Here is a 21,654-nt window from a genome sequence, read left to right on the forward strand (position 1 = left end):
ACTGGCCTGGTGGCAGTGGTGCGGAAAGGGGCGTCAGGCTTACTGGTTATTGCCAGCCTTGGCTTGATCATTCTCCGAGGAGTCATCTTCAGTCGCTGACGGCTGAGCGGATGTATTTTGCTCGACAGACTCTTCGCTGTTGGCGATCTGAACGGCAGCTCCCGGCTTGATCTTCTGAAGCCCACTGACGATGACCTTGTCGCCGCTATTGAGGCCACTGGTCACCAGCCACTGATTGTCGATGGCTTGACCGATCACCACTTGCTTGGCTTCCACCTTGCTTTCAGCATTGACTACCATCACGTTGGCATTGCCCTGATTATCACGGCTCACGGCTTTCTGCGGGACTAGGATGGCATCTTTCGCTACTGCTTCTGTCAGACGTGCGCGTACGAACATGCCAGGCAGTAACAGCTCGTCTTCGTTGGGGAACAGGGCGCGCAGGGTCACCATTCCGGTACCTTCATCGACGCTAACATCGGCAAACTGAAGCTTGCCTTTGGCGGCGTAGACACTGCCATCTTCCATTACCAGCTCTACTGGTGCTTGCTCCGGCGCCGCGGAAGCATCACGATTTTCGGCCAGCTCACGCTTAAGACGCAACACCTCGCTAGCGGACTGGGTCACGTCGATATAGATAGGGTCCAGCTGCTGTACAGTAGCCAAGCTCGTATCCTGACTGGCCGTGACCAGCGCGCCTTTGGTGACGCTTGATTTACCTATACGTCCACTGATTGGCGACGTCACCACACTGTAATCCAGATTGATCTGTGCGCTGGTCAGAGAGGCCTTGGCTGAAGCGACGTCAGCACGACCTTCACCGACAGTGGCGACGGCATCATCGTAGTTCTGCTGGCTGACCATCTTGCGAGCGACCAACTGTTTGAAGCGCTTGGCCTGCAGGTTGGAAGTGTGCAGGCTTGCTTCAGCGCGGGCGAGACTGGCCTTGGCACTTGCAACATCCGCACGATAGGTGCGGGCATCAATGTGATACAGCGCCTGACCTTCCTCGACGTCACTGCCTTCCTTGAAATCACGCGACTCGATGATGCCGCCGACCTGCGGGCGCACTTCAGCGATCTGATAGGCACGCGTACGGCCGGGAAGCTCAGTGGTAAGCGGCACGTCACTAGCGGTGACTGTGACTACTTCGACTTGAGGTGCCTGGCTGGCTCCTGCAGGACTCTGGCCTGCAGCTTCCTTGTCGTCGCTACAACCGGCCAGTAGAGCGCCGAGCAACAACAGGCCTGCTGGGAAGCGGCCGATGCTGGTGGTTCTGGTCTGTCTCGCCGAGCGACGGGGGTGACCTGGGGAAGTCGGGGCCATTGGGGAGTCCTTGCAGTGGTCAGAAAGCTGAGCAGCAAACCGTTGCTTCATGGGGCAGCGGGAGGCTAACGAATATATTTAGCCGGCTATTCTATCGGAATGATGTGATGACTGTATGCATTGTTTGTGCAACCTGGCGGGCCCGCGTGGACATGCTCGAGTGAACGAACAGAGGTGCGGGCCCGCCTATCGTGACAGTCTATCGAATATGGCCGCCGGATTGTCAGCACTGATTGCCGTTTCGGGTCGTCAGCGCCAGATCATCAGCACTGCTCGTCCAGGCTCATCTCACAGACAATGCCGGTGGCCACGATAGCGATGCTGTCGCGTGGCCACTCAAAGGGTCAGGTGGGGGAAGTATGGCAGGTGTCGCTGTCATGAAGATGACAGCGAGGGGAGGCTTGGCAGGTATCACGAGGTTGCCAAGGGGCAAAGCCCGTCAGCGCCGTGATCAAAGGGGTGAGACTTGCACGATCTTCCGGTAACTGCGGCTGGCGAAGCAAGCGAAGGCAAGGGCGGTCATGGAAGGCCTTGTATAGCTCGGCAGTCCAGTGTTGCTGCTGCTCATGCCAACGCGCGATCCAGTCTTGACGGCCCTCAAGCGCATCATCAGGCAGGCACTGATTGATGATCAAACCACCGACGGTCATGCCATGTGCTTCCAATGCTTCACGCGTACGCGTTGTTTCGAGGCAAGGCAACTTCTCGGGTGTGCTGACCAATATTACTCGTGCGTACTGGCCCTCTGTCAGCCGAGTACGCAATGCTGCGTAACGGGCTCTCCGTTGCTCCAGCGCTTCACTGATAGGGTCATCTGCTGCTGAGGGGCCCTTCGTGGATGAAGTCGTAGCGGCATCCTGACTATCTAGCCACAGGCTGCGTTCGGCGACAGCGCGCTTGCGCTGCCCGAGCATGCCCTCCAGCCATCCTCCAAGCACCTCCGGCAGGCTCAACAGGCGAATGGTGTGCCCGCTGGGGGCGGTATCGAAGATGATATGTCGATATTGTCGACTGTCTGTGGCCAGCGGCGCAGGCGGTGTCAGGATGATCTCCACCAGCGCATCAAAGAGCGCCGCCTCACTGGTGCCGGGTGCATGACGCGCCAATGCCAGCTGACGCATCACGGTCGCGCTGCGCTCGCCGCTGACGAGTGGGGCGATTCGCTGACGCACGGCTGCTAGATAACGCTCACATTCCTGTTCGGGGTCCAGCTCCATCACCTCAAGCTGGGGAGCGATGGTGCGTGGATGGCCGTCCAATGGCCCGAACAGATCACCCAGATTGTGTGCGGGGTCAGTGGAGACCAACAGCGTCGCTTCACCGGCCTCAGCGAGTGCCAATGCCTGAGCGGCGGCGCAGCTGGTCTTGCCGACACCGCCCTTGCCGCCAAAGAACCACACTTCAGGCGGCGGCTCATGAACCTCCTTTCGTGAGGTATCGCCTGACGTTGATGCCATCGCGACAGAGGCTGTCTGCGTCTTGCTGGCTCGCCGGCCCTTCCACCACCCCCTCAGCAGCACTTGATGCCCTCCAGCGGCGAGTGCTCAAGCCCTTGGCGGAGATGCCAGTCATGCATGCGCTCCAGCATTAGTGGCAGCATCTCCAATGACACGGCAGGTGCCGGGTTCGGTATTCCCATCATCTCGGCGAAGCTCAGCATCATGAAGATATCTTCCTCCTCACGTGCCAGCTGGGCGAGGTCACGCTGCTGGTTGACGCGCAGCATGGCCTCCCAGCCTTCACGTAACTGTCCTGCACGCGTTATCAGTGCGCGTAGGGCGGAGTGTGGCAATGCCAGTCTCTGCCCGCCGTCAGCCTTCATGTGCAGTGACCGGCATCGGTGCTTTCAAGCTGCGTGTTGCCTCGAGCAGAATCCACAGTGCGAAAACCATGATCAGACTGCCAAAGGTGAACAACAGCCATTGCGGGTCATTGTTGCCCATGCCAGACCAGTCCAGCACGACCTGCTGCACCATTGCCCACAGCGTCATGATCATCAGGAAGACCATCGGCGCCAATGTGTAGATGACAGGACGCCCCTGGCGCTTGAGCCAGACTGAAATCAGCATCAGCGAAATGCCGGCCAGCAGCTGATTGCTGGTGCCGAACAGCGGCCACAGCAGATAGCCACCGGAGCCAAAGCCTTTCGGACCTTGCGGGAGAATGACCAATGCCGCGCTGGCGACCACCGCAATGCTGGTGGCGACGTGCTTGTGGCTGAGCGCCGGCATACCGTATTCGCTGCCCAGCTCCGCAATGATGTAGCGCATCAGGCGTACGGCAGAGTCCAGTGTGGTGGCCGCAAAGCTGACCACGATGACGGCGACCAGCGTGCTACCGACACTGGCGGGCAGGCCAAGATGCGAGATCAGCTGACCCGCCCCTTGCACAAAGCTTGAGAGACCATTGGCGCCCGCCGCTGCGAAGCTTGAATAGGTGGCACTGAAATCGGCCTGACTGCCGAATAGCGTCGCCACGGCGATGATGGAAATCAGCGCTAGCATGCCTTCACCCAGCGCCCCGGAGTAGCCAATCATGCGGGCATCTGGCTCATACGCTAGTTGCTTGGAGGTAGTGCCGGAAGCGACCAGCCCGTGGAAACCGGAGATTGCACCACAAGCTATGGTGATGAATAGCAACGGATAGAAGGACATCTCGGCATCGGCGTTGTAAGCCGGTGCTGTCAGGTGCGGCCCCCCCACGGCCAGGCCCAGATACAGCAGTACTAGCCCCACCACTAATTGATGGGAATTGATGGTGTCGCGCGGCTGGAGCAACTTCCAGACGGGCAGTACCGAGGCCACATAGACATACACCATCAATGCGATGATCCAGACCAGGAAGGCGCTGGAGATGGGGGAGAGACCAAACAGTAGCGTGCCGTTTTCACCGCCGGCCATGGCTGTAAAGGTGCCTGCCAAATCAATCTGCAAGAATTCGAACTGTCCCGCCAGCAGAGCGGTGGCATACATCACGATCAGCGCCAGAATCGAGGGGATCAACATCTTGCCACCGCGTCGATAAACACGATGACCGATCCATACCGCTAACGGGATCTGGATCACTACCGACAGCACACTGGCAGGGAAGTTGATGAATAGATTGGCGATCACCCACGCGAATACCGCGTTAAGCATCAGTACTAGAATAAGAATGATGAAAAGAAACAGTAACTTGGCCCGCTTGCCAATCAGCTTGTCAGCCAGAGTGCCGATAGACTGTCCGCGATGACGCGCAGATAGCGTCAAAGTGCCAAAGTCGTGCACACCCGCCGCAAATAGACTGCCTAGTACTACCCACAGTACGGCCGGTAGCCAGCCCCAATAGACCGCAATCGCAGGCCCGACGATCGGTGCAGCGCCCGCTACCGACGTGAAATGATGTCCCCACAGTACCCAGCGATTCGTCGGCAGATAATCTGTGTCATCGCGCAATGCATGCGCCGGTGTCACGAAATCAGGGTCCAGACGGAAGATACGCTCGGCCAGAAAGCGTGAGTAGAAGCGGTAGCCGAAGGCGAAGGCGAGGCAGCCGAACAAGGCAAGCCAGATGGCGTTCATGGAAAGCTCCGAAGGGCATGATGTGGGGAAGGAAAAGAGCCTTGCGAAGATAACATCCGAATGTATGCACATAACTTGGCCATTGGTCGTCCCATCTGGTATGTCCTCGAGCCTCAATACCCCCCTTGATTGGATGTGCGCTAGCAGACAGATCCCTGACGATAGGCGCTGTCATGCGGCGCGTAGCCGTTATTGCTCATCTTTGCCTTGCGACCAAGGAGACACAGTGGGTTGATCTACGCGACCTTGCGTTCCGCAGGGCTCTTCTATACTCGGAGGAAGTCGTGGTGCGAGGGCGTCGTGGATTCACTCTCGATAACAATGACAAGGAGGGGCCGATGTTATGGATCGCGGAAAGACTTTCTCGCCTCACTGGGTCTGTGCGCGGATATCGGCGCCTTCTGTCCCTGTCTCTGTTCCTGCCGCGAGGAATGCTGTTCCTCGCGGGTGGTGTCGCGACTCCAGCGCTGGCGATTGAATACAACATGCCGGTCGGAGTCACGGCGGTCAGCGTGATATTCACTCGCTGCACATGACCATCTTCTGGATCTGCGTGATCATCGGTGTCGTGGTGTTCGGCATCATGGGTTACTCCATGATTCGTCACCGCAAATCGCGTGGTGCTATTCCGGCCACTTTCCACGAGAACACGCGCATTGAAATCCTGTGGACAATCATTCCGCTCGTCATTCTATTCGTGATGGCCGTGCCGGCGACCGCCACTCTCAAGGACATGTACGACGCCTCCGAATCGGCACTCGATATCAAGGTCACGGGTCATCAATGGCGTTGGCAGTACGAATACCTGGGCGAGAATGTTGCCTTCACTTCAAGCCTCGCGACCCCGCGTGAGCAGATCAACAACACCTCCGAGAAGGGGGAACACTATTTGTTGGAAGTGGATAATCCACTGGTGCTGCCCATCAATCGCAAGGTGCGCTTTCTGACCACCTCAGCCGATGTCATCCATTCCTGGTGGGTGCCGGACTTTGGCGTCAAGAAAGATGCCATTCCAGGCTTCATCAATGAAGCATGGACGCGCATCGACACTCCCGGGACCTATCGTGGCCAGTGCGCTGAGCTATGCGGCAAGGACCACGGTTTCATGCCAGTCGTGGTACAGGCGTTGCCGGAAGCCGAGTTCGATGAGTGGCTGGTCGCTCGCAAGGCAGAGGCAGAGGCTTCGCTGAGCGATGCTGGTCGCGATTGGGGTCTTGAAGAATTGATGGAGAAGGGCGAGAAGACCTACGCCACCATCTGTGCTGCCTGCCACCAACCGAATGGCCAGGGGATGCCCCCGGCCTTCCCGTCACTGGTGGGTAGCGCCATCGTTACCGGTGATATGCAGGCGCATATCGACATCGTGATAAACGGCAAGGCAGGTACACCGATGGCGGCCTTTGCCGATGTGCTCAGTCCGGTGGAACTGGCAGCGGTGATTACCTACGAACGCAATGCCTGGGGCAATGACACGGGCGAGCTGGTGCAGCCTGCGGTGATCAAAGAGCAGCTGTCGCAATGACGCATCGCTATCTAAGAGGTGGCGTTCGAGGTTGAGGGAATCAGATAGACATCAGGATATTCGCATCCGGCTCCGGTACCGGTTCCGGCAAGGGATGCTCACTCAGGAGAGGCATCATGGCCAGTGACAAGTCACACAAGGCAGTGCTCCAGGCCAGCGAAGGCGGTACGTCAGGCGGCGAATACTCCTCTGCCAGCCAGCATGCAGGTCATGGCGCCGCTCCGCGCGGCATGATGCGCTGGTTACTGACCACCAATCATAAGGATATCGGCACGCTTTATCTGATCTTCTCACTGACGATGCTGTTCATCGGCGGCATCATGGCGTTGGTGATTCGTACGGAATTGTTCCAGCCGGGTCTGCAGATGGTGCAGCCCGAGTTCTTCAATCAGATGACCACCATGCACGGCCTGATCATGGTATTCGGCGCCATCATGCCGGCCTTCACGGGGTTGGCAAACTGGATGATTCCACTCCAGATCGGTGCGCCGGACATGGCGCTGCCTCGCCTCAACAACTTCAGCTTCTGGCTGCTGCCGGTCGCCTTCCTGCTGCTGCTGTCCACGCTATTGATGGAAGGCGGCGGTCCTAACTTTGGTTGGACGTTCTACGCCCCGCTCTCCACTACCTATGCACCACCTTCCACCAGCTTCTTCATCTTCTCGCTGCATATTGCCGGTATCAGTTCGATTCTTGGCGCGATCAACATCATCGCGACCATACTCAATCTGCGTGCGCCGGGCATGCGCATGATGGATATGCCGCTGTTCGTGTGGACCTGGCTGATCACCGCTTTCCTGTTGATTGCCGTCATGCCGGTATTGGCGGGTGCCATCACCATGATGCTGTTCGATATCAATTTCGGCACCAGCTACTTCAATGCCGCCGGTGGCGGTGATCCAGTGTTGTTCCAACATCTGTTCTGGTTCTTCGGCCACCCTGAGGTTTACATCATGATTCTGCCGGCGTTCGGGATCGTGTCCGCCATCGTGCCGACTTTCTCGCGTAAGCGGCTATTCGGCTACGCCTCGATGGTCTACGCCACGGGATCGATTGCGATCATGTCGTTTCTGGTCTGGGCACATCACATGTTTGCCGTTGGCCTGCCGCTGGTGGCGGAGTTGTTCTTCATGTACACGACAATGCTGATCGCCGTGCCGACGGGCGTGAAGGTCTTCAACTGGATCGCCACCATGTTTCGCGGCTCCATCAGCTTCGAACCGCCGATGCTGTTTGCCATCGCCTTTATCGTCCAGTTCACCATTGGTGGCTTCTCGGGACTGATGCTGGCTATCGCGCCAGCTGATTTCCAGTATCACGATACCTACTTCGTGGTCGCACACTTCCACTATGTACTGGTGCCGGGTGCGTTGTTCGCGATTCTGGCAGGCGTCTATTACTGGCTGCCGAAGTGGACCGGTTTTTACCCCCATGAGGGGCTGTCGAAGTGGCATTTCTGGTTGTCGGTGGTGGGCGTGAACCTGACCTTCTTCCCGATGCACTTCTCGGGGCTGGCCGGCATGCCGCGCCGTATTCCGGACTACGCCCTGCAGTTCGCTGATTTCAACATGCTCTCCAGCCTCGGTGCCTTCCTGTTCGGATTCTCACAGCTGTTGTTTCTGGTCGTGATCATCAAGTGTGCACGGGGTGGCGTCAGGGCTCCTGCGTGCGCCTGGGAGGGTGCGGTGGACCTGGAGTGGAGTGTGCCAAGCCCGGCGCCATTACATACCTTCGAGGTACCGCCGCAAACTCGTGATGGACAGATTGTCAGGCCTTGAATGATAGGTGGTAGGCAAGAGCAAACAGGAACTCGTGGGCCAGAGAAGGAGGGGCGCATGACATCGGATGAGCATGCCAGTGCCAGAAGAGTTGATCAGCAGGCAGGGGTCATGCGCACTGTGCGGCGCACGCTACTGGCGCTCGCGGGCATGCTGGGTTTTGCCTTCGCGCTGGTGCCGCTCTACGACGTTTTCTGCAATCTAACGGGGCTGAATGGCAAGGCGGCCAGTCAGGCGAAGGCTGCCGTCGCCATGGAAATTGATGAGAGTCGCTGGATATCAGTGCGCTTCATCGTTCAGCAAGGGCAGGGTTTGCCGTGGACGCTTGAAGCGCTTGATGAGAGTTTTCGCATTCATCCTGGCGGGCAGTACAGCGCGCGCTTCGTCTTCATCAATCACGCGGACAGAGCGGTGCGCGGTCGAGCAGTTCCCAGTGTCAGCCCGTCAGAGGGTTCGCTACATCTGAGGAAGATCACATGCTTCTGCTTTCAGGAACAAACGCTAGCTGCTGGCGAGCGACGTGAGCTGCCACTGGTATTTCAGGTCGACTCTGACCTCCCCGAAGACATTCGTGATCTGACACTGGCATATACCCTCTACCCGGTGGCTTTGGCAGCAAGTGATAACGACGATGATGTGTAACGCTTAGAGGCGCTGGTCGGTCTTCGCGTCATGGCGGTGCGGCAGGATAATGCACGTAGGAGGTGATGCATGAGCAGTGGCAGCTATTACGTACCGGCGCATAGTGCTTGGCCCATCCTTGGGGTGCTGGCGGTCGGCAGCATGATGGTCGGCACTGGTATCTGGATGGTGCATGGCAGTGCAGCATGGCTATCGGGTATTGGACTGTTGGCGGTCATGCTGGTGATGGCCGGTTGGTTTCGTGATGTCATTCATGAATCGATGAGTGGTCTTTATGATGACCAGATGGACCGCTCCTTCCGATGGGGGATGGGCTGGTTCATTTTCTCGGAGCTGATGTTCTTTGCTGCCTTCTTCGGTGCATTGTTTTATGTGCGTACCTTCGCACTGCCGTGGTTGGACGGCGAAGGTGCCAAGGGTGTTACCGCACTGCTATGGCCAGATTTCACGGCCAGTTGGCCGCTGATGAATCCACCGGATGCGTCTATCTCGGGGCCGAAAGAGGTGTTGTCGCCCTGGCAGTTACCACTGGCCAATACATTGCTGCTGGTCAGCTCCAGCATCACCCTGACGGTGGCGCACGAAGGATTGAAAATGGGCTATCGGCGCACAGCGCGTAACTGGCTAGCGGGTACGGTCGGGCTGGGCGTGTGCTTCCTGACGCTGCAGGGCATCGAGTACTACGAAGCGTGGCATCACCTTGGTTTGACGCTTCAGGCCGGCGTCTATGGCGGTACTTTCTTCCTGCTGACGGGGTTTCATGGCCTGCACGTCACGATTGGCACATTGATTCTCGCCGTCATGCTGGTGCGCGTGATCCGCGGCCACTTTTCCACCGAGCACCACTTTGCCTTCGAGGCGGCGGCCTGGTACTGGCACTTTGTCGACGCCGTGTGGATTGGCCTGTTCTTGTTCGTCTATGTGTTTTGATGCGTGTTCTGACGTCGTGTATCGCCAGTGCTAATCAAGCATTCCGGTGGAGAAGCCCATGACTAGCAGGATTACCAGACAGACAGCGAGACCCACTCGCCACTTGAGAGAAGTCAGCAGACGTCGACTGCGGCTGCCATCACGAAGTAGAAAACCAGCACCGGCGACAAGGCTGGCCAGCATACCGATGAAGACCAGTGCAATAAGCGACTTGAGCAACATGACAACTCCTTTGCCTGGGGATGAGTCTCAGGTGGCGGCAGGGCACTTTTCAGAGGGCTATAAAGAACGTAACACGCTACCGCTTAGTCGAGACCACGTAGAGCCTGAGCGCAAGTCGTCCCTGTCGTCTGCTCATACATTGTCTGTTCAAGAATCGTCAGCGACTGGCAATGCGTTAGCGTCAGCCACCATTGGTGAGCGACGCGTCGGGCGTGGCTGGTGGCTATTCTGGAGTGCGCTGATCGTACTGGGCCTGTGTCTATGTACCTGGCAGATCAATCGCGGTCAGGCACGCGCCCAGCATCTTGAAGATGCTGCCAGCGCTCCTGAGCTGGTAATGCCTGATGCACCGCCAGCCAGTGCCAGCCTGATCGAATTGCGGGGGGAATGGTTACCTCAGCACAGCCTGTTACTGGATAACCGCACGCTTGACCAGCGCCACGGTGTCGCTGTGCTAACGCCTTTCAAAGCAGAGGATGGCCGTTGGTGGCTGGTTGAGCGTGGATTCGTTCCCACGCCAGCACCGCGCGTCGATCCGGATGTTGTCACGCCGCTGGAGCCAGGTGCGATCCGGGGACGTTGGCAGTGGCTAGATAGTCGTGGCACTAGTGGCGGACCGTTATTTGGCCCTAATCGAGAAGGGCAGCGCCTGCAGCAGATAGACCTGAGCGCGTGGCAAGCATTGGGTCCACCGGCCTATGCCGGCGTGCTGCATCAGGTCAGTGGCATTGGGCAGTTTGCGCCGTGGTGGCAGCCCGGCAACATGACGCCGGAACGTCACTACGCTTATGCCCTGCAGTGGTTGGGGCTGAGTCTGGGAGCGGCTGTCGTCATGGTGCTGGGTGCACGCCGCCAACGTTCATCATCACTGCACCAGCATCATGTCTGAGAGGCTTGGTCATAAATGTTCGGTCATGCCTTGAATACCCCGTCATGCTTGAGCGTAGTAGTGGTGTTTAACATGGTAGTAGTGGCATTTAACACGAAGGAGGTGTGTGAATGACATATGTGATGCGCCAGCGTCTCAAGCTAGTCGCTCTGCTAGGGCTATTATTTGCACCTCTGCCCCTTGCGTGGGCAATGCTCAACGCACAAGTCGGCATTCCTGATGGACGAGTGGCCAATGGTGCGTTGCTGCCAGCGGTCGCGCCGCTGCCTGAGTGGTCGCTGCGTTATATCGGCGAAGAGCAAGATGCGTCGCTTGTAGAGACCGGTATGCCACCACAGATAGCGCGCGGTGCTGATGAAGAGCGTTTTTGGCTGAGCTGGCCGGAGTCAGAAGATTCTCGGCAGGCTGAGGTCCAGGCGGAGCGTTGGTGGCGATTGCATCGCGCGTTAGGCAAGGAGGCGCCGCGACTCGGTCGATTGGTCGTTGCTGCCCAGGAGTTCCAGCATGCCCAAGTGCCGGGTGAGCAACGGGCGCTAGGAGAGTGGCCAGTGGCTGATCTTCATTCTGCCGCGACACCCGAGAGTGATGCGACGTTGCCAGAGAGCCTGCGTTTGATCGATCCGCAGGGGCGAGTGGTGTTGGCGTATGGAGCAGACGTAACGCCCAAGGCAGTACTGACGGATGTGCGTCGTCTGCTCAAGCGTAATCCAGCGGCGCCGCGCTGATTGAGTCATGCTGATCGCGCCATACTGGTTATGTCCTACTGTTGAAGACATTGTCTTGTGAGTAAGGAGATGTGCCATGCCCTCTCTCTCTTCTCTCTCCTCCGCACGCTCCGGACAGCGTGGTACAGCGTTAGTGCCTCCTCCGCCTTTCATCCTGGACGATAAGCGCTCCCGCTTGTCAGTGTCTCCCTCACTCCATTTTGATACGCAATCTGTCCAGCGGCAGTTGTATCGCACGTGGCGTGCAAGTCTGATGTTGACTAGCGTCATGCTGGTGTTGGTTGTCTGTGTCATTGCGCTAGGCGCATGGACGCGGCTGGTGGACGCCGGTCTAGGCTGCCCTGATTGGCCAGGCTGTTATGGGGCATTGGTGGTGCCGGATGCGCAGACGGCCAATCTGCATAGCCCACATCATCCTCTTGAGCGCTATAAAGCCTGGGCTGAGATGATTCACCGCTATGCGGCAAGTTTGCTGGGGTTGGCGGCAATGGCGCTGGTTGTCATCGGATGGCGCGTGAAGCGTCTTGTGTCGATATCATCGCAATTTTCGAACGAAGTGAACTACAACTCCCGAGCACGCTTTCCGGTCACTCTCAGCTTGGCATTGCTAGGTATGCTGATGCTGCAGGGCGCCTTCGGTGCTTTTACGGTGACGCTCAAGCTGTGGCCGCAGGTCGTGACACTTCATTTGCTCGGCGGTTTGGCGGTCATGAGTCTACTGGGCGTATTGTGGTTGGTCTTGCGACGGCGATTACACGACCTGGTGTCTACCGCCTCAGCCGAGCTGGCGCTGCCACGCACTCGTCTGCATCAGCCCTGGTTGGTGGCAGCAGCGGTGGTGGCGCTAATCGTGCAGCTGGCACTGGGCGGTTGGACCTCCAGCAACTATGCAGGCCTCGCCTGCACGGGCTTCCCCAGCTGCAATGACAGCCTATGGCCGACCATGGATTGGGGGGAAGGTTTTCACCTGACACAGGATGTTGGCCCCAGTTATTTACATGGCCAACTGCATGGTGAGGCGCGCACTGCGATTCACATGGCGCATCGCGGTGGTGCCTTGCTGCTGGGGGGCGTACTGATGGGGCTTTATTGGCGTCAGCGTCGCTATGGACGACGAGAGTGGCAAGTGTCAGCGCGTAGAGAAGCTGAGTATCTCAATGGTGCTTTGCGGCACTCTCCAGCGCGACCACACAATCCGTGGCGCTGGGCGCTTGTGTGCTGGGGGTTACAGGCAGGACTAGGTATTGCCAATGTACTGTGGTGGCTGCCACTGGATCTGGCATTGGCGCACACAATGGGCGCCGTGGCACTGACCGGTGCGGTGGTATTGGGGGTGTATGAGTCTCGAAAGTCCTGGATAGAGGCACCGTCCGATGTAGCACGATAACCGTCAGAGAGATAATGACTCAGACGAAAAACAGCACAGCGCCGCTCCCATAAGCGGCGCTGTGCTGTTTTTTGTTAGCTTGAGGCTTAAAAGTCAGCTCAGACTGAGCTGCCAAAGTGCTGCTGGAGATAGGCATTGATGGTGTCGGATTCGTACATCCACTCCTCACGGCCATCGTCGTGCGTGATCAACAGGCACGGCACCTTGACGCGACCGCCGCCCTGTTCGAGCGCCTGACGATGTGTTGCATTGTGCTGGGTGTCACGTTGTTCGATATTCAAGCTCAGCTGATGAATACGCTTGCGAACCTTGATGCAGAATGGGCAGGTCGAGAATTGATACAGTGCCAGGTTGGCCGTTTCTGCATCAACCTTGGCCTGCTCGGCAGGGCTACGTTCAAGAGCGCTGCCCCGCGTCATTTTCTCGCTGATCAGCATAAAAGGGGCCAGCACCAGACGTAGAGTGCGGAAGAACAGGCGGATGATGGAGCGCATCGGTAAATCCTCGCGGGCATACGGACGTAAAAGACGTGCGGCCATTCTAGTGATCAGCGACGGCGGCGTCTGCCCCATGTGTGTTGCGGATGTGTGTTATCAGCGATTGGCGCAGCCAGCGATGCCCCGGATCCTGCTCATGACTGGCGTGCCAGATGAGCCGATAGCTGAGGGCTGGCAGGCGAACGGGTAGTTCGCAGATGGCTAGTCCGTGCAGCACGCTGCTGGCGTTGGCAAAGCTACGGGGGGCGCAGAATACCAGTTCACTGTGGGCCACAATGCTGAGGGCATCACGAAAATCGGGCACCAGCACACTGATGCGACGTGGCGTGCCATGGTACTCGAGGCGTTCATCGAGCGACCAGCGGGAGCGACCCTCACAGGTCGCCTGCACATGATCGAGTGCGGCAAACTCGTCAAGCGTCAGCGGCGTTGTGCGGTTCAACACGGGATGGCCACGCCGAACCAGCATCACATGGTCATCGCGCCATAGAATCTGAGAGTGGAAACCTTCCGGCAGGGTGGGCGGCTCGCCAGGCGTGTCGGCGGAGTGATCATGACCCGCCAAGCCAATATCCAATTGCCCCTTTTCCATCAAACTCAGGCAGTCGGCTTGCCAGCGACTGATTTCAAAGCTGCCGTGAGGTAGTGCGCTGGTCAGCGCGTGCGTACAAGAGGGCATTAGAGTGGACCAGGCACTTTCCAGCACTGCCATCTGAAAGCGTCGTTGGCTGGTGGCGGGTGCAAAGGTGGGCGGCGCACTCAGAGATTCCAGTCGTGACAGTAGCTCGGCCAGCTCGCCACGCAGTGCTTGTGCACGTGGAGTAGGGCGGAGTCCGTGGCGCTCACGAATGAAGAGGGGATCATCAAACATCGCGCGCAAGCGAGACAGACTCTTGCTGACGGCGGATTGTGAGAGATGCAGTCGGCTTGCCGCGCGTGTCACGCTGCATTCTTCCAACAGTATCTGCAGTACCTGCAATAGATTGAGGTCGATACGTGTGCCCATCGGCATTGTAGGCTTGAGAGGCTGTCGGCCTGTGATGGGAGAGTGCGTTGGGGACATGATTTTCGCCAGTGGAATATCTTGCCTGAAATATTATCATTTTGCTGCATAAGTCGCAGGCGCTAATCTCTTCGCCTTGTGACTGGTGCTTTGCCATCACTCCCAGTCTCTCCCCTGACGCTTACGCTCCGATTCCTGACCCACGAGATTGCTCATGTCTGTGTCCTCTGCCGCGGCTTCGCGGCCCATGCCTGGTGCTCGCCAGCTACTTCTATTGTTGGTCGGCTGTGTAATGTTCTCGCCCTTGGCGATCGATATTTATTTGCCTTCCTTGCCAGCGATGGCACGCGAGTTCGCGCAGCCGAGTGATGTGATGCAGATGACGGTGACGCTATTTTTAGGTGCCGTCGGCGTTGGTCAGATTCTCGTGGGGCCGTTGACCGATCTCTATGGAAGGCGTCCGGCACTGCTGGGCGGCGCAACCGTCTATCTGGTGGGGGCGCTGGTCGGTGCGTTGGCACAGGACATCAGCATGCTCTATTTCGGCCGCATTCTTCAGGGGCTGGGTGCCTGTGCCACCGTCACCGTCGCCTTCGCGGCGGTACGCGACTGCTATACCCCGGAGCAAGGCGCCAAGATGTACAGCTATCTGAATGGTGCCTTGTGCATCATTCCTGCGCTTGCACCGGTGATCGGTGGGCTGCTGGCGGTGCAGTTCGGCTGGCGCTCCAATTTCTTGTTCATGGGTGGCTTCGCGCTGTGTGTCGGGCTGGCTGCATGGCGCTTGTTCGCGGAAACCCGTCCGCAGAGTACTGTCGTGGTGCGGCCGCTCTATAATTGGGCACGTTACCGTCCAGTGTTGACCAGCTGGCGCTTTGTGTATCAGGCGTTGGTTGCGATGGCGGCCATGAGCGCCATTCTGTTGTACGTATCTTCTTCATCTGAGCTGCTGGTCGAGCAACTTGGCCACAGTGAACTTGAGTTCAGCGCACTGTTTGGCGGTAATGCCGTCATCAATATCATTACCTTCTTCTTTGCCCCCCGCGTTATCAGCCGTCTTGGCCGTCAGCCGACGGTGCGCCTGGGGCTGGCAATCATTCTGCTATCTGGACTGATGCAGGGCGCTGCACTGGCTTGGCTACCGCTTTCGGCGGCCGCCTTCATGGTGCCGGTGGGTGTGCTGTCGGTCGGCTTCTCACTTGCCCTTGGTGCAGCCTCCAGCCTGGCACTTGAAGCCTTTGGCGAGCGTGCCGGTACGGCGGCTGCGTTATTGGGCAGCATCCAGCTGGGTGGCTCGGCCATCGTGACCACCGTGCTTTTGAGTACGCCACTGGCGCCTCAGGAAGGACTATTCCTGATCAGTGTGGTAATGGTTCTGCCGCTCTTGTTGCTGGGTGCTCGTCATCAGCCGGGCGTGCCGCGTACGTGAGTCAGGTCTGATATCGAGTTGATACAGATCGAGTAATAAAGCATGACGAGATGGTTCATTGAACTGGCATGACAAGCGTATGCTGTTGGCTCGATCTGCATGTCGCCAAGGAGACATCATGGAATCAGCGGCACGTGTGCGGGTGATACTTAATGGCGAGAAGGCCCAGCAGCCGGAGCTGCGCGAGGCCATCTTCGCTCAGCGTGAGCGCATGGCGGGGCTGGAGGTTCGTCTGACCTTCGAAGGGGAGGACGTGGCTCGACTGGTGAAAGAGGCCGTTGCCGAGCAGGTCACTCGGCTTGTCATCGGCGGGGGAGATGGCACGCTCAACCTGGTCACCAATGCATTGATGCAGCATCCTGTGGCACAGCGCCCCGAGTTTGCGATATTGCCGCTGGGAACGGCCAATGATCTCGCCACGTCGCTCAGCGTTCCTCTGACGATACCCGAGGCATTGGCGCTTGCCTGCGAGGGCTCGGCGCATGAGATAGATATCGTGAGCGTCGATGATGCCTATTTCATCAACGTGGCATCCGCCGGCTTTGGTGCTGAAGTGACCCGTTCTACGCCTGGTGGGCTCAAGAAGCTGTTCGGTGGCGGTGCCTATTCCCTGATGGGAGTGCTTAAGGCGTGGGACTTCCGGCCTTATCGCGGACGTCTCACGTTACAAGGTAGTGAAGAGGAGGCGGCGCTGTTCGTGTTGGCAATAGGCAATGGGCGACAGGCTGGTGGCGGGCAGGAGTTGGCACCGCGCGCACTGCTGAATGATGGCTACTTTGATGTGCTGGTGATTCGTGACTTTCCTATTGCGCGCGTCGGTGAAGTCGTCGAAGAGCTGGAAACTCTGCCGGATAACGGCGACTTCGTTCGCTATGTACGCACAGACTCACTGCACTATCGCGGCGAGCCTTTACCGGTGAATCTGGATGGTGAGAGCTACCTGATCGAGGATAGCGAATTTCGCCTCGTCCCCAACGCGCTTCGCCTGGTCGCGCCGGACAATACAGCACTGTTAGGCAATGCAGTGACGCGCTGATCGAGCGTGCAGCCCCGCCTTCCATAGGCCGTACCACTGGTACACGAGCGCAGTCTGAGGTTTACTCGACTGCGCTCGTGCTGTTTATGGCAGCATATTGTTGCCTACTCTCGACATCTTGTTTCTGATTATTTCAGGGAGGCCATTGCATGGAATATCTGGCCGGCTGGCATGTCTGGGTCATCCTCGCATTGATACTGGCGGGACTTGAATTACTTGGTGCCCAATTCATCTTGTTGGCACTGGGTGTCAGTGCACTCGGCGGCGCAGTAGCGGCAGCATTGGGTGCCGATCTCAATCTGCAGCTCCTCAGTGCTGCCGCGACGGCACTGGTGCTTGTGCCAGTGTTCGTACGCAAGATTCACCCTAGGCTCTTGCCCAACAAGCGTTACGGCACGTTGGGTAGTGGGGCAGAAGCGGGACAGCTGGCGCAGGTCATCTCTGGTGTGTCAGGCAAGCCTGCCGTGCGTCTATCGGGCAATGAATTTCCGCTACGCTGGGAAGGAGAGGTAGCGCCGACGATCGGCGAGACGGTCAGAATCATAGGGATTGAAGGGATTACGGTGCGGGTCGAGCGTATCGTGCCTACGGCCTGAGACGACGTCCTTTCACGTGATCGATACCAATGAAGGTCGCGGTAGCGGCCCATTCAAGGGAGTGAAGCACCATGATCATCAGTCCGGGACTTGTCATAATTCTTATCATCGTTGCACTGGTCATCATCCTGTTGGCCAAGGGGTTGATGATAGTGCAGCAGTCGGAGGCCGTCGTGATCGAGCGCCTCGGCAGCTATAACCGTACGCTGGAATCCGGCATCAATCTGGTGGTGCCCTTCATCGACAAGCCACGCTCCATCACCATTCGTCGCTATCGCCAGGTCAAGGGTGACAACCTGCCACTCGTCGTCGAAGAGACGCGTATTGATCGCCGTGAAACCGTCATGGATTTCCCGGGCCAGAGTGTGGTGACCACGGATAACGTCACCGTCACTGTCAATGGCGCACTCTATTTCCAGATCGTTGACCCCAAACGCGCCGTCTATGAAGTCGAGAACTTCACCCAGGCCATCGAGGTGTTGGCCAAGACCAGTCTGCGTTCCGAAATTGGCCGCATGGAGCTGGACAAATTGTTTGAGAGCCGCAAGGAGGTCAACGACGCTTTGCAGGTAACGATGGATGAGGTCGGCGACAAGTGGGGCGTCAAGGTCACGCGAGTCGAGATCCAGGACATCAGCATGCCGTCAGAGGTGGAGGACGCCATGCGTTTGCAGATGGCCGCAGAGCGTAAGCGCCGTGCCACCGTCACCGAAGCCAATGGCCAGCGTGAGGCTGCGATTGCGACAGCGGAAGGGGAAAAGCGCTCATCAATATTACGTGCAGAAGGTGACAAGCAAGCGTCCGTCCTGCGTGCTGAAGGTGAGCGTCAGGCGATCTATCAGCTGCGTGATGCCATTGGTGCAGATGACCCACAGCTGGTGATCGGTTATATGCTGGGCCAGAAGTATCTGCAGATGCTGCCGGACATGGCGCGTGAAGGCGATCGCGTTTTCATCCCTTACGAGGCGTCAGCCCTACTGGGTGCGATGGGCAGCTTCCGTGAGCTTGCCAGTGAAGTTGGCGAGCCCACCAATGCCAGCAATGAAGGTCTGCGACGCGCTCGTCAGATGATGACGGGCGAAGCCGGTCTCGGCTGAGTCGCGTGTTGTACCTCGCATTATTTCTTGGTACGACATATCTGATCTGATGATGCGAATTGCAGGGAGGTAGCACGAAATCTCCTCGCCGTATTTTCTCAATCTTTACCGGAGCAAGACGATGACTGAACCGAACGCTGATCATGCCCGCTTCCTGCAGGCAGCCATTGAAGAGGCCGAGAAGGGCCATGCGGCAGGTGGTGTGCCGATCGGCTCTGTGCTGGTTCATGATGGCAAGATCATTGGGCGTGGCCACAACCAGCGTCAACAGAAAGGCAGTGCGGTACTGCATGGCGAGATGGATGCGCTGGAGAATGCTGGCCGTCTGCCCGCCCGTGTCTATCGTGAATCTGTACTCTATACCACGCTATCCCCGTGCCCGATGTGCAGTGGCGCGATCCAGTTATATGGTATTCCGCATGTCGTGGTCGGTGAGAATCACACCTTCATGGGCGCGGAAGAGCATCTGCGCAGTTTAGGGGTCAATGTCGAGGTCATGGATAGCCCGCGATGTCGTGAGCTGATGGAGACTTTTATTCGTGAGCAGCCAGAAGTATGGAACGAAGATATCGGAGAGTGATCAGAAATGGTGTTCGATAACATTTTCATGCTGTTAATTTGCCGTATTACTTGAAAAGCTGCCAATCGAGCACCATGTTTTTGTCATCCAAGCGTTTGATCACGCTTTCGCTTGCATGAATACTCGACCTTTGTTGCAATGCCTCTTGCAGGAAATAGGGGTTGGCGACTCCCCACCTATCATGGAGAAGACGATGAAACTCAAGCAATGGATGATTCCCGCTCTGGCCGCTGGCCTGTCTCTGGCCATCGCAGGCTGCGATAACGGCGATGCTGACAAGTCCGCTCAGAAAGCAGAAAGCTCCGCAGAGCAAGCTCAGCAGAGTGCTGAGAAGGCAACTGACGCTGCTGGCAAAGAAATGGATCAAGCCGCTGATAAAGCTTCTGAATCCATGGATGACGCATCTGACAAGGTCGATAACATGGCCGACGATGCTTCTGACAAGGCGGACAGCATGTCTGACGACGCTGCCACTTCTGCTGACAAGATGGGCGATGACGCTAGCGCCAAGAGCGAAAGCGCTGTCGAATCCACCAAGAATGCTGCGTCTGATACCTACGAATCTGCCAAGAAAGGCGTGAACGACGCTGCTGACGCAACTGCCGATGCCGCTAAAGATGCCTATACTTCCACCAAGGAAAAGGCTGCTGAAATGACCGATTCTGCTGAGCAGACAGGCGACTCCGCCGCTTCTGCCGCGAATGACAAGGTCGATGAAGCCCAGATGAAAGCCAACGAATCTGTTGATAGCGCCCAGTAAAGTTGTGTCCAGCAGGACACGGGTGTGATGAAGGCATCCATCTGATGTCTTCTTGAAGTATACAAACGCCGAGGCTAACTGCTTTGGCGTTTGTGCATCTGGCGTTGATCAATATTTCAGGTGCTTTGCCTGCATCTGCCTTGCAGACACAAAAAGCCCGCCTTTCGGCGGGCTTTTCTATTGCATGCTACTTGCCATCATCAGACAGCCGTTGAAGGCGGCCTGGATAGGCTGATCAGGAGATCAGGCTACCTTGATGTTTGCGGCCTGAAGGCCTTTCTTGCCCTGAGTGACGTCGAAGGTAACCTTCTGGCCGTCTTGCAGAGACTTGAAGCCTTCTGACTGAATTTCAGAGAAATGCGCGAACAGGTCGTCGCCGCCGTCGTCAGGAGAAATGAAGCCGAAACCTTTAGTGTCGTTAAACCACTTGACTGTGCCAGTTGCCATGATTCTTTCCTTGCTTACGTGATGATATTGGTGGTCTGCCCATCAGACCGGAGTGCGTTGGTGCGGCTAGGGGGAATTCCACCAGAGAGACGTGTTACGTCCTGCGACGACATCCTTTCCTGCTTGACCTACGCATGCAGCCAAAACTGCATATGTTCGCATCTTGACCGATTAGTCAGTTGTCGTATTGGCGACTTCTTCCTGCTCAAGTAGGATGCTCACACAGAGCCAACATAGATGGAAATGCCATGAAGGTCCAGAACGTAGATTACCGCTCGGCAGATGCCGCCGAAAAATTCGTCGAATCCCTGCGTACGACGGGCTTCGGTGTGATCAGGAATCACCCGATTTCCCATGAACTGGTTGAGAAGATCTACGCCGAATGGGCTGAATTCTTCGCCAGTGCAGACAAGCTTGAATGGCGCTTCGATCCAAAAACGCAGGACGGCTTGTTCCCGGCGAATGTCTCCGAGACGGCCAAGGGTCACACGGCACGTGATTTGAAGGAGTATTATCACATCTACCCGTGGGGAAAGATTCCGGACAGCCTGCGTGCCAATGCCATGGAATATTATCGTCAGGCAGAAGCGTTCGCTGCAGAACTCTTGAGCTGGGTAGAAGCTCACTCGCCGGCAGACGTCGCTGCGCTTTACCGTGAACCACTGTCCAACATGATCAAGGACAGCGGGCAGACACTGCTACGCGTGCTGCACTACCCACCGATGACCGGCAGCGAAGAGCCGGGTGCAGTACGTGCTGCCGCGCATGAAGACATCAATCTACTGACCGTACTGCCAGCTGCCAATGAGCCTGGTTTGCAGGTAATGGATGTCAATGGCGAGTGGATGGACGTGCCTTGCGATCCGGGTCAGTTAGTCATCAATGTGGGTGACATGCTGCAGGAAGCCAGTGATGGTTACTTCCCGTCGACGACTCACCGTGTCATCAACCCCACGGGGGAGGGCTCTAGCCAGTCGCGTCTATCGCTACCGCTTTTCCTGCACCCGCGTCCGGAAGTCGTGTTGTCCGAGAAGCACACGGCAGACTCCTACCTCAAAGAACGCCTGCGTGAATTGGGCGTCATATAATGTCTTGAGCCAAGTCTTGTCGTTCTCAACGCCATCCCCGCGGCTGCGTGGGTGGCGTTATCGTGTCTGGTGTCGTTATCAATACCCCGAAGCCTTGATTCACGGGACCCAAGACCGCATTTGATAATATTCGATTATTA

At 57.5% G+C, this 21,654-nt stretch carries 23 protein-coding genes; 15 read left to right on the plus strand and 8 right to left on the minus strand.

Translation table 11 applies throughout. The annotated features are described in order from the left end of the window. Window positions 1-39 precede the first annotated feature (39 nt). The 4 genes from BF12_RS0100315 to BF12_RS0100330 form a co-directional block, all read right to left on the minus strand. Entirely contained in the window at window positions 40-1,326 is a 1,287-nt protein-coding gene (locus BF12_RS0100315) for an efflux RND transporter periplasmic adaptor subunit (protein WP_024950514.1), read from the minus strand. 344 nt (window positions 1,327-1,670) lie between these two features. After that, window positions 1,671-2,846 carry an ArsA family ATPase gene (locus tag BF12_RS17990; RefSeq protein ID WP_024950515.1) on the minus strand — a complete coding sequence of 392 codons (1,176 nt, stop codon included), beginning with the start codon at window positions 2,844-2,846 and terminating at the stop codon, window positions 1,671-1,673. Continuing rightward, window positions 2,837-3,118 (minus strand): cory-CC-star protein, encoded by a 282-nt coding sequence (locus tag BF12_RS0100325; protein ID WP_084487892.1) that lies wholly within the window; start codon window positions 3,116-3,118, stop codon window positions 2,837-2,839. Before BF12_RS0100325 ends, BF12_RS17990 begins: the two co-directional genes overlap by 10 nt. A 19-nt stretch (window positions 3,119-3,137) precedes the next feature. Then, window positions 3,138-4,886, minus strand: a complete 1,749-nt coding sequence (locus tag BF12_RS0100330) for a carbon starvation CstA family protein (RefSeq protein WP_024950517.1) — start codon at window positions 4,884-4,886, stop codon at window positions 3,138-3,140. A 338-nt stretch (window positions 4,887-5,224) separates the two neighbouring features. Here BF12_RS0100330 and BF12_RS23275 point away from each other — a divergent pair, with 338 nt between their 5' ends. From BF12_RS23275 to BF12_RS0100350, 5 genes are all read left to right on the plus strand, one after another. Then, the gene (locus BF12_RS23275; protein ID WP_345917319.1) at window positions 5,225-5,422 is read left to right on the plus strand and encodes a hypothetical protein; all 198 of its coding nucleotides are present in this window, start codon (window positions 5,225-5,227) and stop codon (window positions 5,420-5,422) included. Further along, window positions 5,419-6,408, plus strand: coding sequence for a cytochrome c oxidase subunit II (gene coxB, locus BF12_RS17995; protein ID WP_345917320.1), 990 nt, complete (start codon window positions 5,419-5,421; stop codon window positions 6,406-6,408). The genes BF12_RS23275 and coxB overlap by 4 nt, the downstream gene beginning before the upstream one ends. Window positions 6,409-6,524: 116 nt before the next feature. Beyond that, window positions 6,525-8,186: a cytochrome c oxidase subunit I gene (gene ctaD, locus BF12_RS0100340; protein ID WP_024950518.1), complete on the plus strand. Its 1,662-nt coding sequence runs from the start codon at window positions 6,525-6,527 to the stop codon at window positions 8,184-8,186. A gap of 57 nt (window positions 8,187-8,243) precedes the next feature. After that, window positions 8,244-8,828, plus strand: a complete 585-nt coding sequence (locus BF12_RS0100345) for a cytochrome c oxidase assembly protein (protein WP_024950519.1) — start codon at window positions 8,244-8,246, stop codon at window positions 8,826-8,828. Between the two features lie 69 nt (window positions 8,829-8,897). Then, window positions 8,898-9,758, plus strand: coding sequence for a cytochrome c oxidase subunit 3 (locus BF12_RS0100350; protein WP_024950520.1), 861 nt, complete (start codon window positions 8,898-8,900; stop codon window positions 9,756-9,758). Between the two features lie 30 nt (window positions 9,759-9,788). On the opposite strand, the gene BF12_RS0100355 is transcribed toward BF12_RS0100350, so the two are convergent. Next, window positions 9,789-9,980 carry a DUF2909 domain-containing protein gene (locus tag BF12_RS0100355; protein WP_024950521.1) on the minus strand — a complete coding sequence of 64 codons (192 nt, stop codon included), beginning with the start codon at window positions 9,978-9,980 and terminating at the stop codon, window positions 9,789-9,791. On the opposite strand from BF12_RS0100355, the gene BF12_RS0100360 reads away from it, so the two are divergent. The 3 genes from BF12_RS0100360 to BF12_RS18000 all read left to right on the plus strand — a co-directional run bounded on the left by BF12_RS0100360 (window position 9,979) and on the right by BF12_RS18000 (window position 12,981). Continuing rightward, complete coding sequence (locus BF12_RS0100360) at window positions 9,979-10,869, plus strand: SURF1 family protein (protein WP_084487882.1); 891 nt, start codon at window positions 9,979-9,981, stop codon at window positions 10,867-10,869. The genes BF12_RS0100355 and BF12_RS0100360 overlap by 2 nt on opposite strands. A 110-nt stretch (window positions 10,870-10,979) precedes the next feature. Continuing rightward, complete coding sequence (locus BF12_RS0100365) at window positions 10,980-11,594, plus strand: redox-active disulfide-containing membrane protein (RefSeq protein WP_024950523.1); 615 nt, start codon at window positions 10,980-10,982, stop codon at window positions 11,592-11,594. Window positions 11,595-11,670: 76 nt separating this feature from the next. Continuing rightward, the gene (locus tag BF12_RS18000) at window positions 11,671-12,981 is read left to right on the plus strand and encodes a COX15/CtaA family protein (RefSeq protein ID WP_345917321.1); all 1,311 of its coding nucleotides are present in this window, start codon (window positions 11,671-11,673) and stop codon (window positions 12,979-12,981) included. Window positions 12,982-13,079: 98 nt separating this feature from the next. Here the strand turns inward: BF12_RS18000 and BF12_RS0100380 are convergent, their stop codons facing one another. Together BF12_RS0100380 and BF12_RS0100385 are read right to left on the minus strand one after the other, a co-directional pair. Continuing rightward, window positions 13,080-13,475 carry a glutaredoxin family protein gene (locus tag BF12_RS0100380; RefSeq protein ID WP_024950526.1) on the minus strand — a complete coding sequence of 132 codons (396 nt, stop codon included), beginning with the start codon at window positions 13,473-13,475 and terminating at the stop codon, window positions 13,080-13,082. Between the two features lie 46 nt (window positions 13,476-13,521). Further along, the gene (locus tag BF12_RS0100385) at window positions 13,522-14,541 is read right to left on the minus strand and encodes a LysR family transcriptional regulator (RefSeq protein ID WP_084487884.1); all 1,020 of its coding nucleotides are present in this window, start codon (window positions 14,539-14,541) and stop codon (window positions 13,522-13,524) included. 154 nt (window positions 14,542-14,695) lie between these two features. Here BF12_RS0100385 and BF12_RS0100390 point away from each other — a divergent pair, with 154 nt between their 5' ends. The 6 genes from BF12_RS0100390 to BF12_RS0100415 all read left to right on the plus strand — a co-directional run bounded on the left by BF12_RS0100390 (window position 14,696) and on the right by BF12_RS0100415 (window position 19,979). Continuing rightward, window positions 14,696-15,910, plus strand: coding sequence for a multidrug effflux MFS transporter (locus tag BF12_RS0100390; protein ID WP_248623579.1), 1,215 nt, complete (start codon window positions 14,696-14,698; stop codon window positions 15,908-15,910). Between the two features lie 118 nt (window positions 15,911-16,028). Then, window positions 16,029-16,946 carry a lipid kinase YegS gene (gene yegS, locus BF12_RS0100395; RefSeq protein WP_024950529.1) on the plus strand — a complete coding sequence of 306 codons (918 nt, stop codon included), beginning with the start codon at window positions 16,029-16,031 and terminating at the stop codon, window positions 16,944-16,946. Between the two features lie 149 nt (window positions 16,947-17,095). Beyond that, window positions 17,096-17,542 (plus strand): NfeD family protein, encoded by a 447-nt coding sequence (locus tag BF12_RS20955; RefSeq protein ID WP_024950530.1) that lies wholly within the window; start codon window positions 17,096-17,098, stop codon window positions 17,540-17,542. 71 nt (window positions 17,543-17,613) lie between these two features. Then, entirely contained in the window at window positions 17,614-18,639 is a 1,026-nt protein-coding gene (locus tag BF12_RS0100405; protein WP_024950531.1) for an SPFH domain-containing protein, read from the plus strand. 121 nt (window positions 18,640-18,760) lie between these two features. Beyond that, on the plus strand, window positions 18,761-19,219 hold the full coding sequence (locus BF12_RS0100410; RefSeq protein ID WP_024950532.1) for a nucleoside deaminase: 459 nt from the start codon (window positions 18,761-18,763) through the stop codon (window positions 19,217-19,219). Window positions 19,220-19,412: 193 nt separating this feature from the next. Then, a complete protein-coding gene (locus BF12_RS0100415; RefSeq protein ID WP_024950533.1) occupies window positions 19,413-19,979 on the plus strand; it encodes a hypothetical protein in 567 nt (188 codons plus the stop codon). 243 nt (window positions 19,980-20,222) lie between these two features. On the opposite strand, the gene BF12_RS0100420 is transcribed toward BF12_RS0100415, so the two are convergent. After that, a complete protein-coding gene (locus BF12_RS0100420; protein WP_024950534.1) occupies window positions 20,223-20,426 on the minus strand; it encodes a cold-shock protein in 204 nt (67 codons plus the stop codon). 248 nt (window positions 20,427-20,674) lie between these two features. On the opposite strand from BF12_RS0100420, the gene BF12_RS0100425 reads away from it, so the two are divergent. After that, window positions 20,675-21,514, plus strand: a complete 840-nt coding sequence (locus BF12_RS0100425; protein ID WP_024950535.1) for an isopenicillin N synthase family dioxygenase — start codon at window positions 20,675-20,677, stop codon at window positions 21,512-21,514. Window positions 21,515-21,654 lie beyond the last annotated feature (140 nt).

This window comes from Cobetia crustatorum (assembly GCF_000591415.1).
Taxonomy (GTDB): domain Bacteria; phylum Pseudomonadota; class Gammaproteobacteria; order Pseudomonadales; family Halomonadaceae; genus Cobetia; species Cobetia crustatorum.

Excerpts from the sequence above, each read along its gene's own strand:
- BF12_RS0100315 (WP_024950514.1), bottom strand. The coding sequence starts at position 1,326 with ATGGCCCCGACTTCCCCAGGTCACCCCCGTCGCTCGGCGAGACAGACC.
- BF12_RS0100330 (WP_024950517.1), bottom strand. The coding sequence starts at position 4,886 with ATGAACGCCATCTGGCTTGCCTTGTTCGGCTGCCTCGCCTTCGCCTTC.
- BF12_RS23275 (WP_345917319.1), top strand. The coding sequence starts at position 5,225 with ATGTTATGGATCGCGGAAAGACTTTCTCGCCTCACTGGGTCTGTGCGC.
- coxB (WP_345917320.1), top strand. The coding sequence starts at position 5,419 with ATGACCATCTTCTGGATCTGCGTGATCATCGGTGTCGTGGTGTTCGGC.
- ctaD (WP_024950518.1), top strand. The coding sequence starts at position 6,525 with ATGGCCAGTGACAAGTCACACAAGGCAGTGCTCCAGGCCAGCGAAGGC.
- BF12_RS0100345 (WP_024950519.1), top strand. The coding sequence starts at position 8,244 with ATGACATCGGATGAGCATGCCAGTGCCAGAAGAGTTGATCAGCAGGCA.
- BF12_RS0100350 (WP_024950520.1), top strand. The coding sequence starts at position 8,898 with ATGAGCAGTGGCAGCTATTACGTACCGGCGCATAGTGCTTGGCCCATC.
- BF12_RS0100360 (WP_084487882.1), top strand. The coding sequence starts at position 9,979 with ATGACAACTCCTTTGCCTGGGGATGAGTCTCAGGTGGCGGCAGGGCAC.
- BF12_RS0100355 (WP_024950521.1), bottom strand. The coding sequence starts at position 9,980 with ATGTTGCTCAAGTCGCTTATTGCACTGGTCTTCATCGGTATGCTGGCC.
- BF12_RS0100365 (WP_024950523.1), top strand. The coding sequence starts at position 10,980 with ATGACATATGTGATGCGCCAGCGTCTCAAGCTAGTCGCTCTGCTAGGG.
- BF12_RS18000 (WP_345917321.1), top strand. The coding sequence starts at position 11,671 with ATGCCCTCTCTCTCTTCTCTCTCCTCCGCACGCTCCGGACAGCGTGGT.
- BF12_RS0100380 (WP_024950526.1), bottom strand. The coding sequence starts at position 13,475 with ATGCGCTCCATCATCCGCCTGTTCTTCCGCACTCTACGTCTGGTGCTG.
- BF12_RS0100385 (WP_084487884.1), bottom strand. The coding sequence starts at position 14,541 with ATGTCCCCAACGCACTCTCCCATCACAGGCCGACAGCCTCTCAAGCCT.
- BF12_RS0100390 (WP_248623579.1), top strand. The coding sequence starts at position 14,696 with ATGTCTGTGTCCTCTGCCGCGGCTTCGCGGCCCATGCCTGGTGCTCGC.
- yegS (WP_024950529.1), top strand. The coding sequence starts at position 16,029 with ATGGAATCAGCGGCACGTGTGCGGGTGATACTTAATGGCGAGAAGGCC.
- BF12_RS20955 (WP_024950530.1), top strand. The coding sequence starts at position 17,096 with ATGGAATATCTGGCCGGCTGGCATGTCTGGGTCATCCTCGCATTGATA.
- BF12_RS0100405 (WP_024950531.1), top strand. The coding sequence starts at position 17,614 with ATGATCATCAGTCCGGGACTTGTCATAATTCTTATCATCGTTGCACTG.
- BF12_RS0100410 (WP_024950532.1), top strand. The coding sequence starts at position 18,761 with ATGACTGAACCGAACGCTGATCATGCCCGCTTCCTGCAGGCAGCCATT.
- BF12_RS0100415 (WP_024950533.1), top strand. The coding sequence starts at position 19,413 with ATGAAACTCAAGCAATGGATGATTCCCGCTCTGGCCGCTGGCCTGTCT.
- BF12_RS0100420 (WP_024950534.1), bottom strand. The coding sequence starts at position 20,426 with ATGGCAACTGGCACAGTCAAGTGGTTTAACGACACTAAAGGTTTCGGC.
- BF12_RS0100425 (WP_024950535.1), top strand. The coding sequence starts at position 20,675 with ATGAAGGTCCAGAACGTAGATTACCGCTCGGCAGATGCCGCCGAAAAA.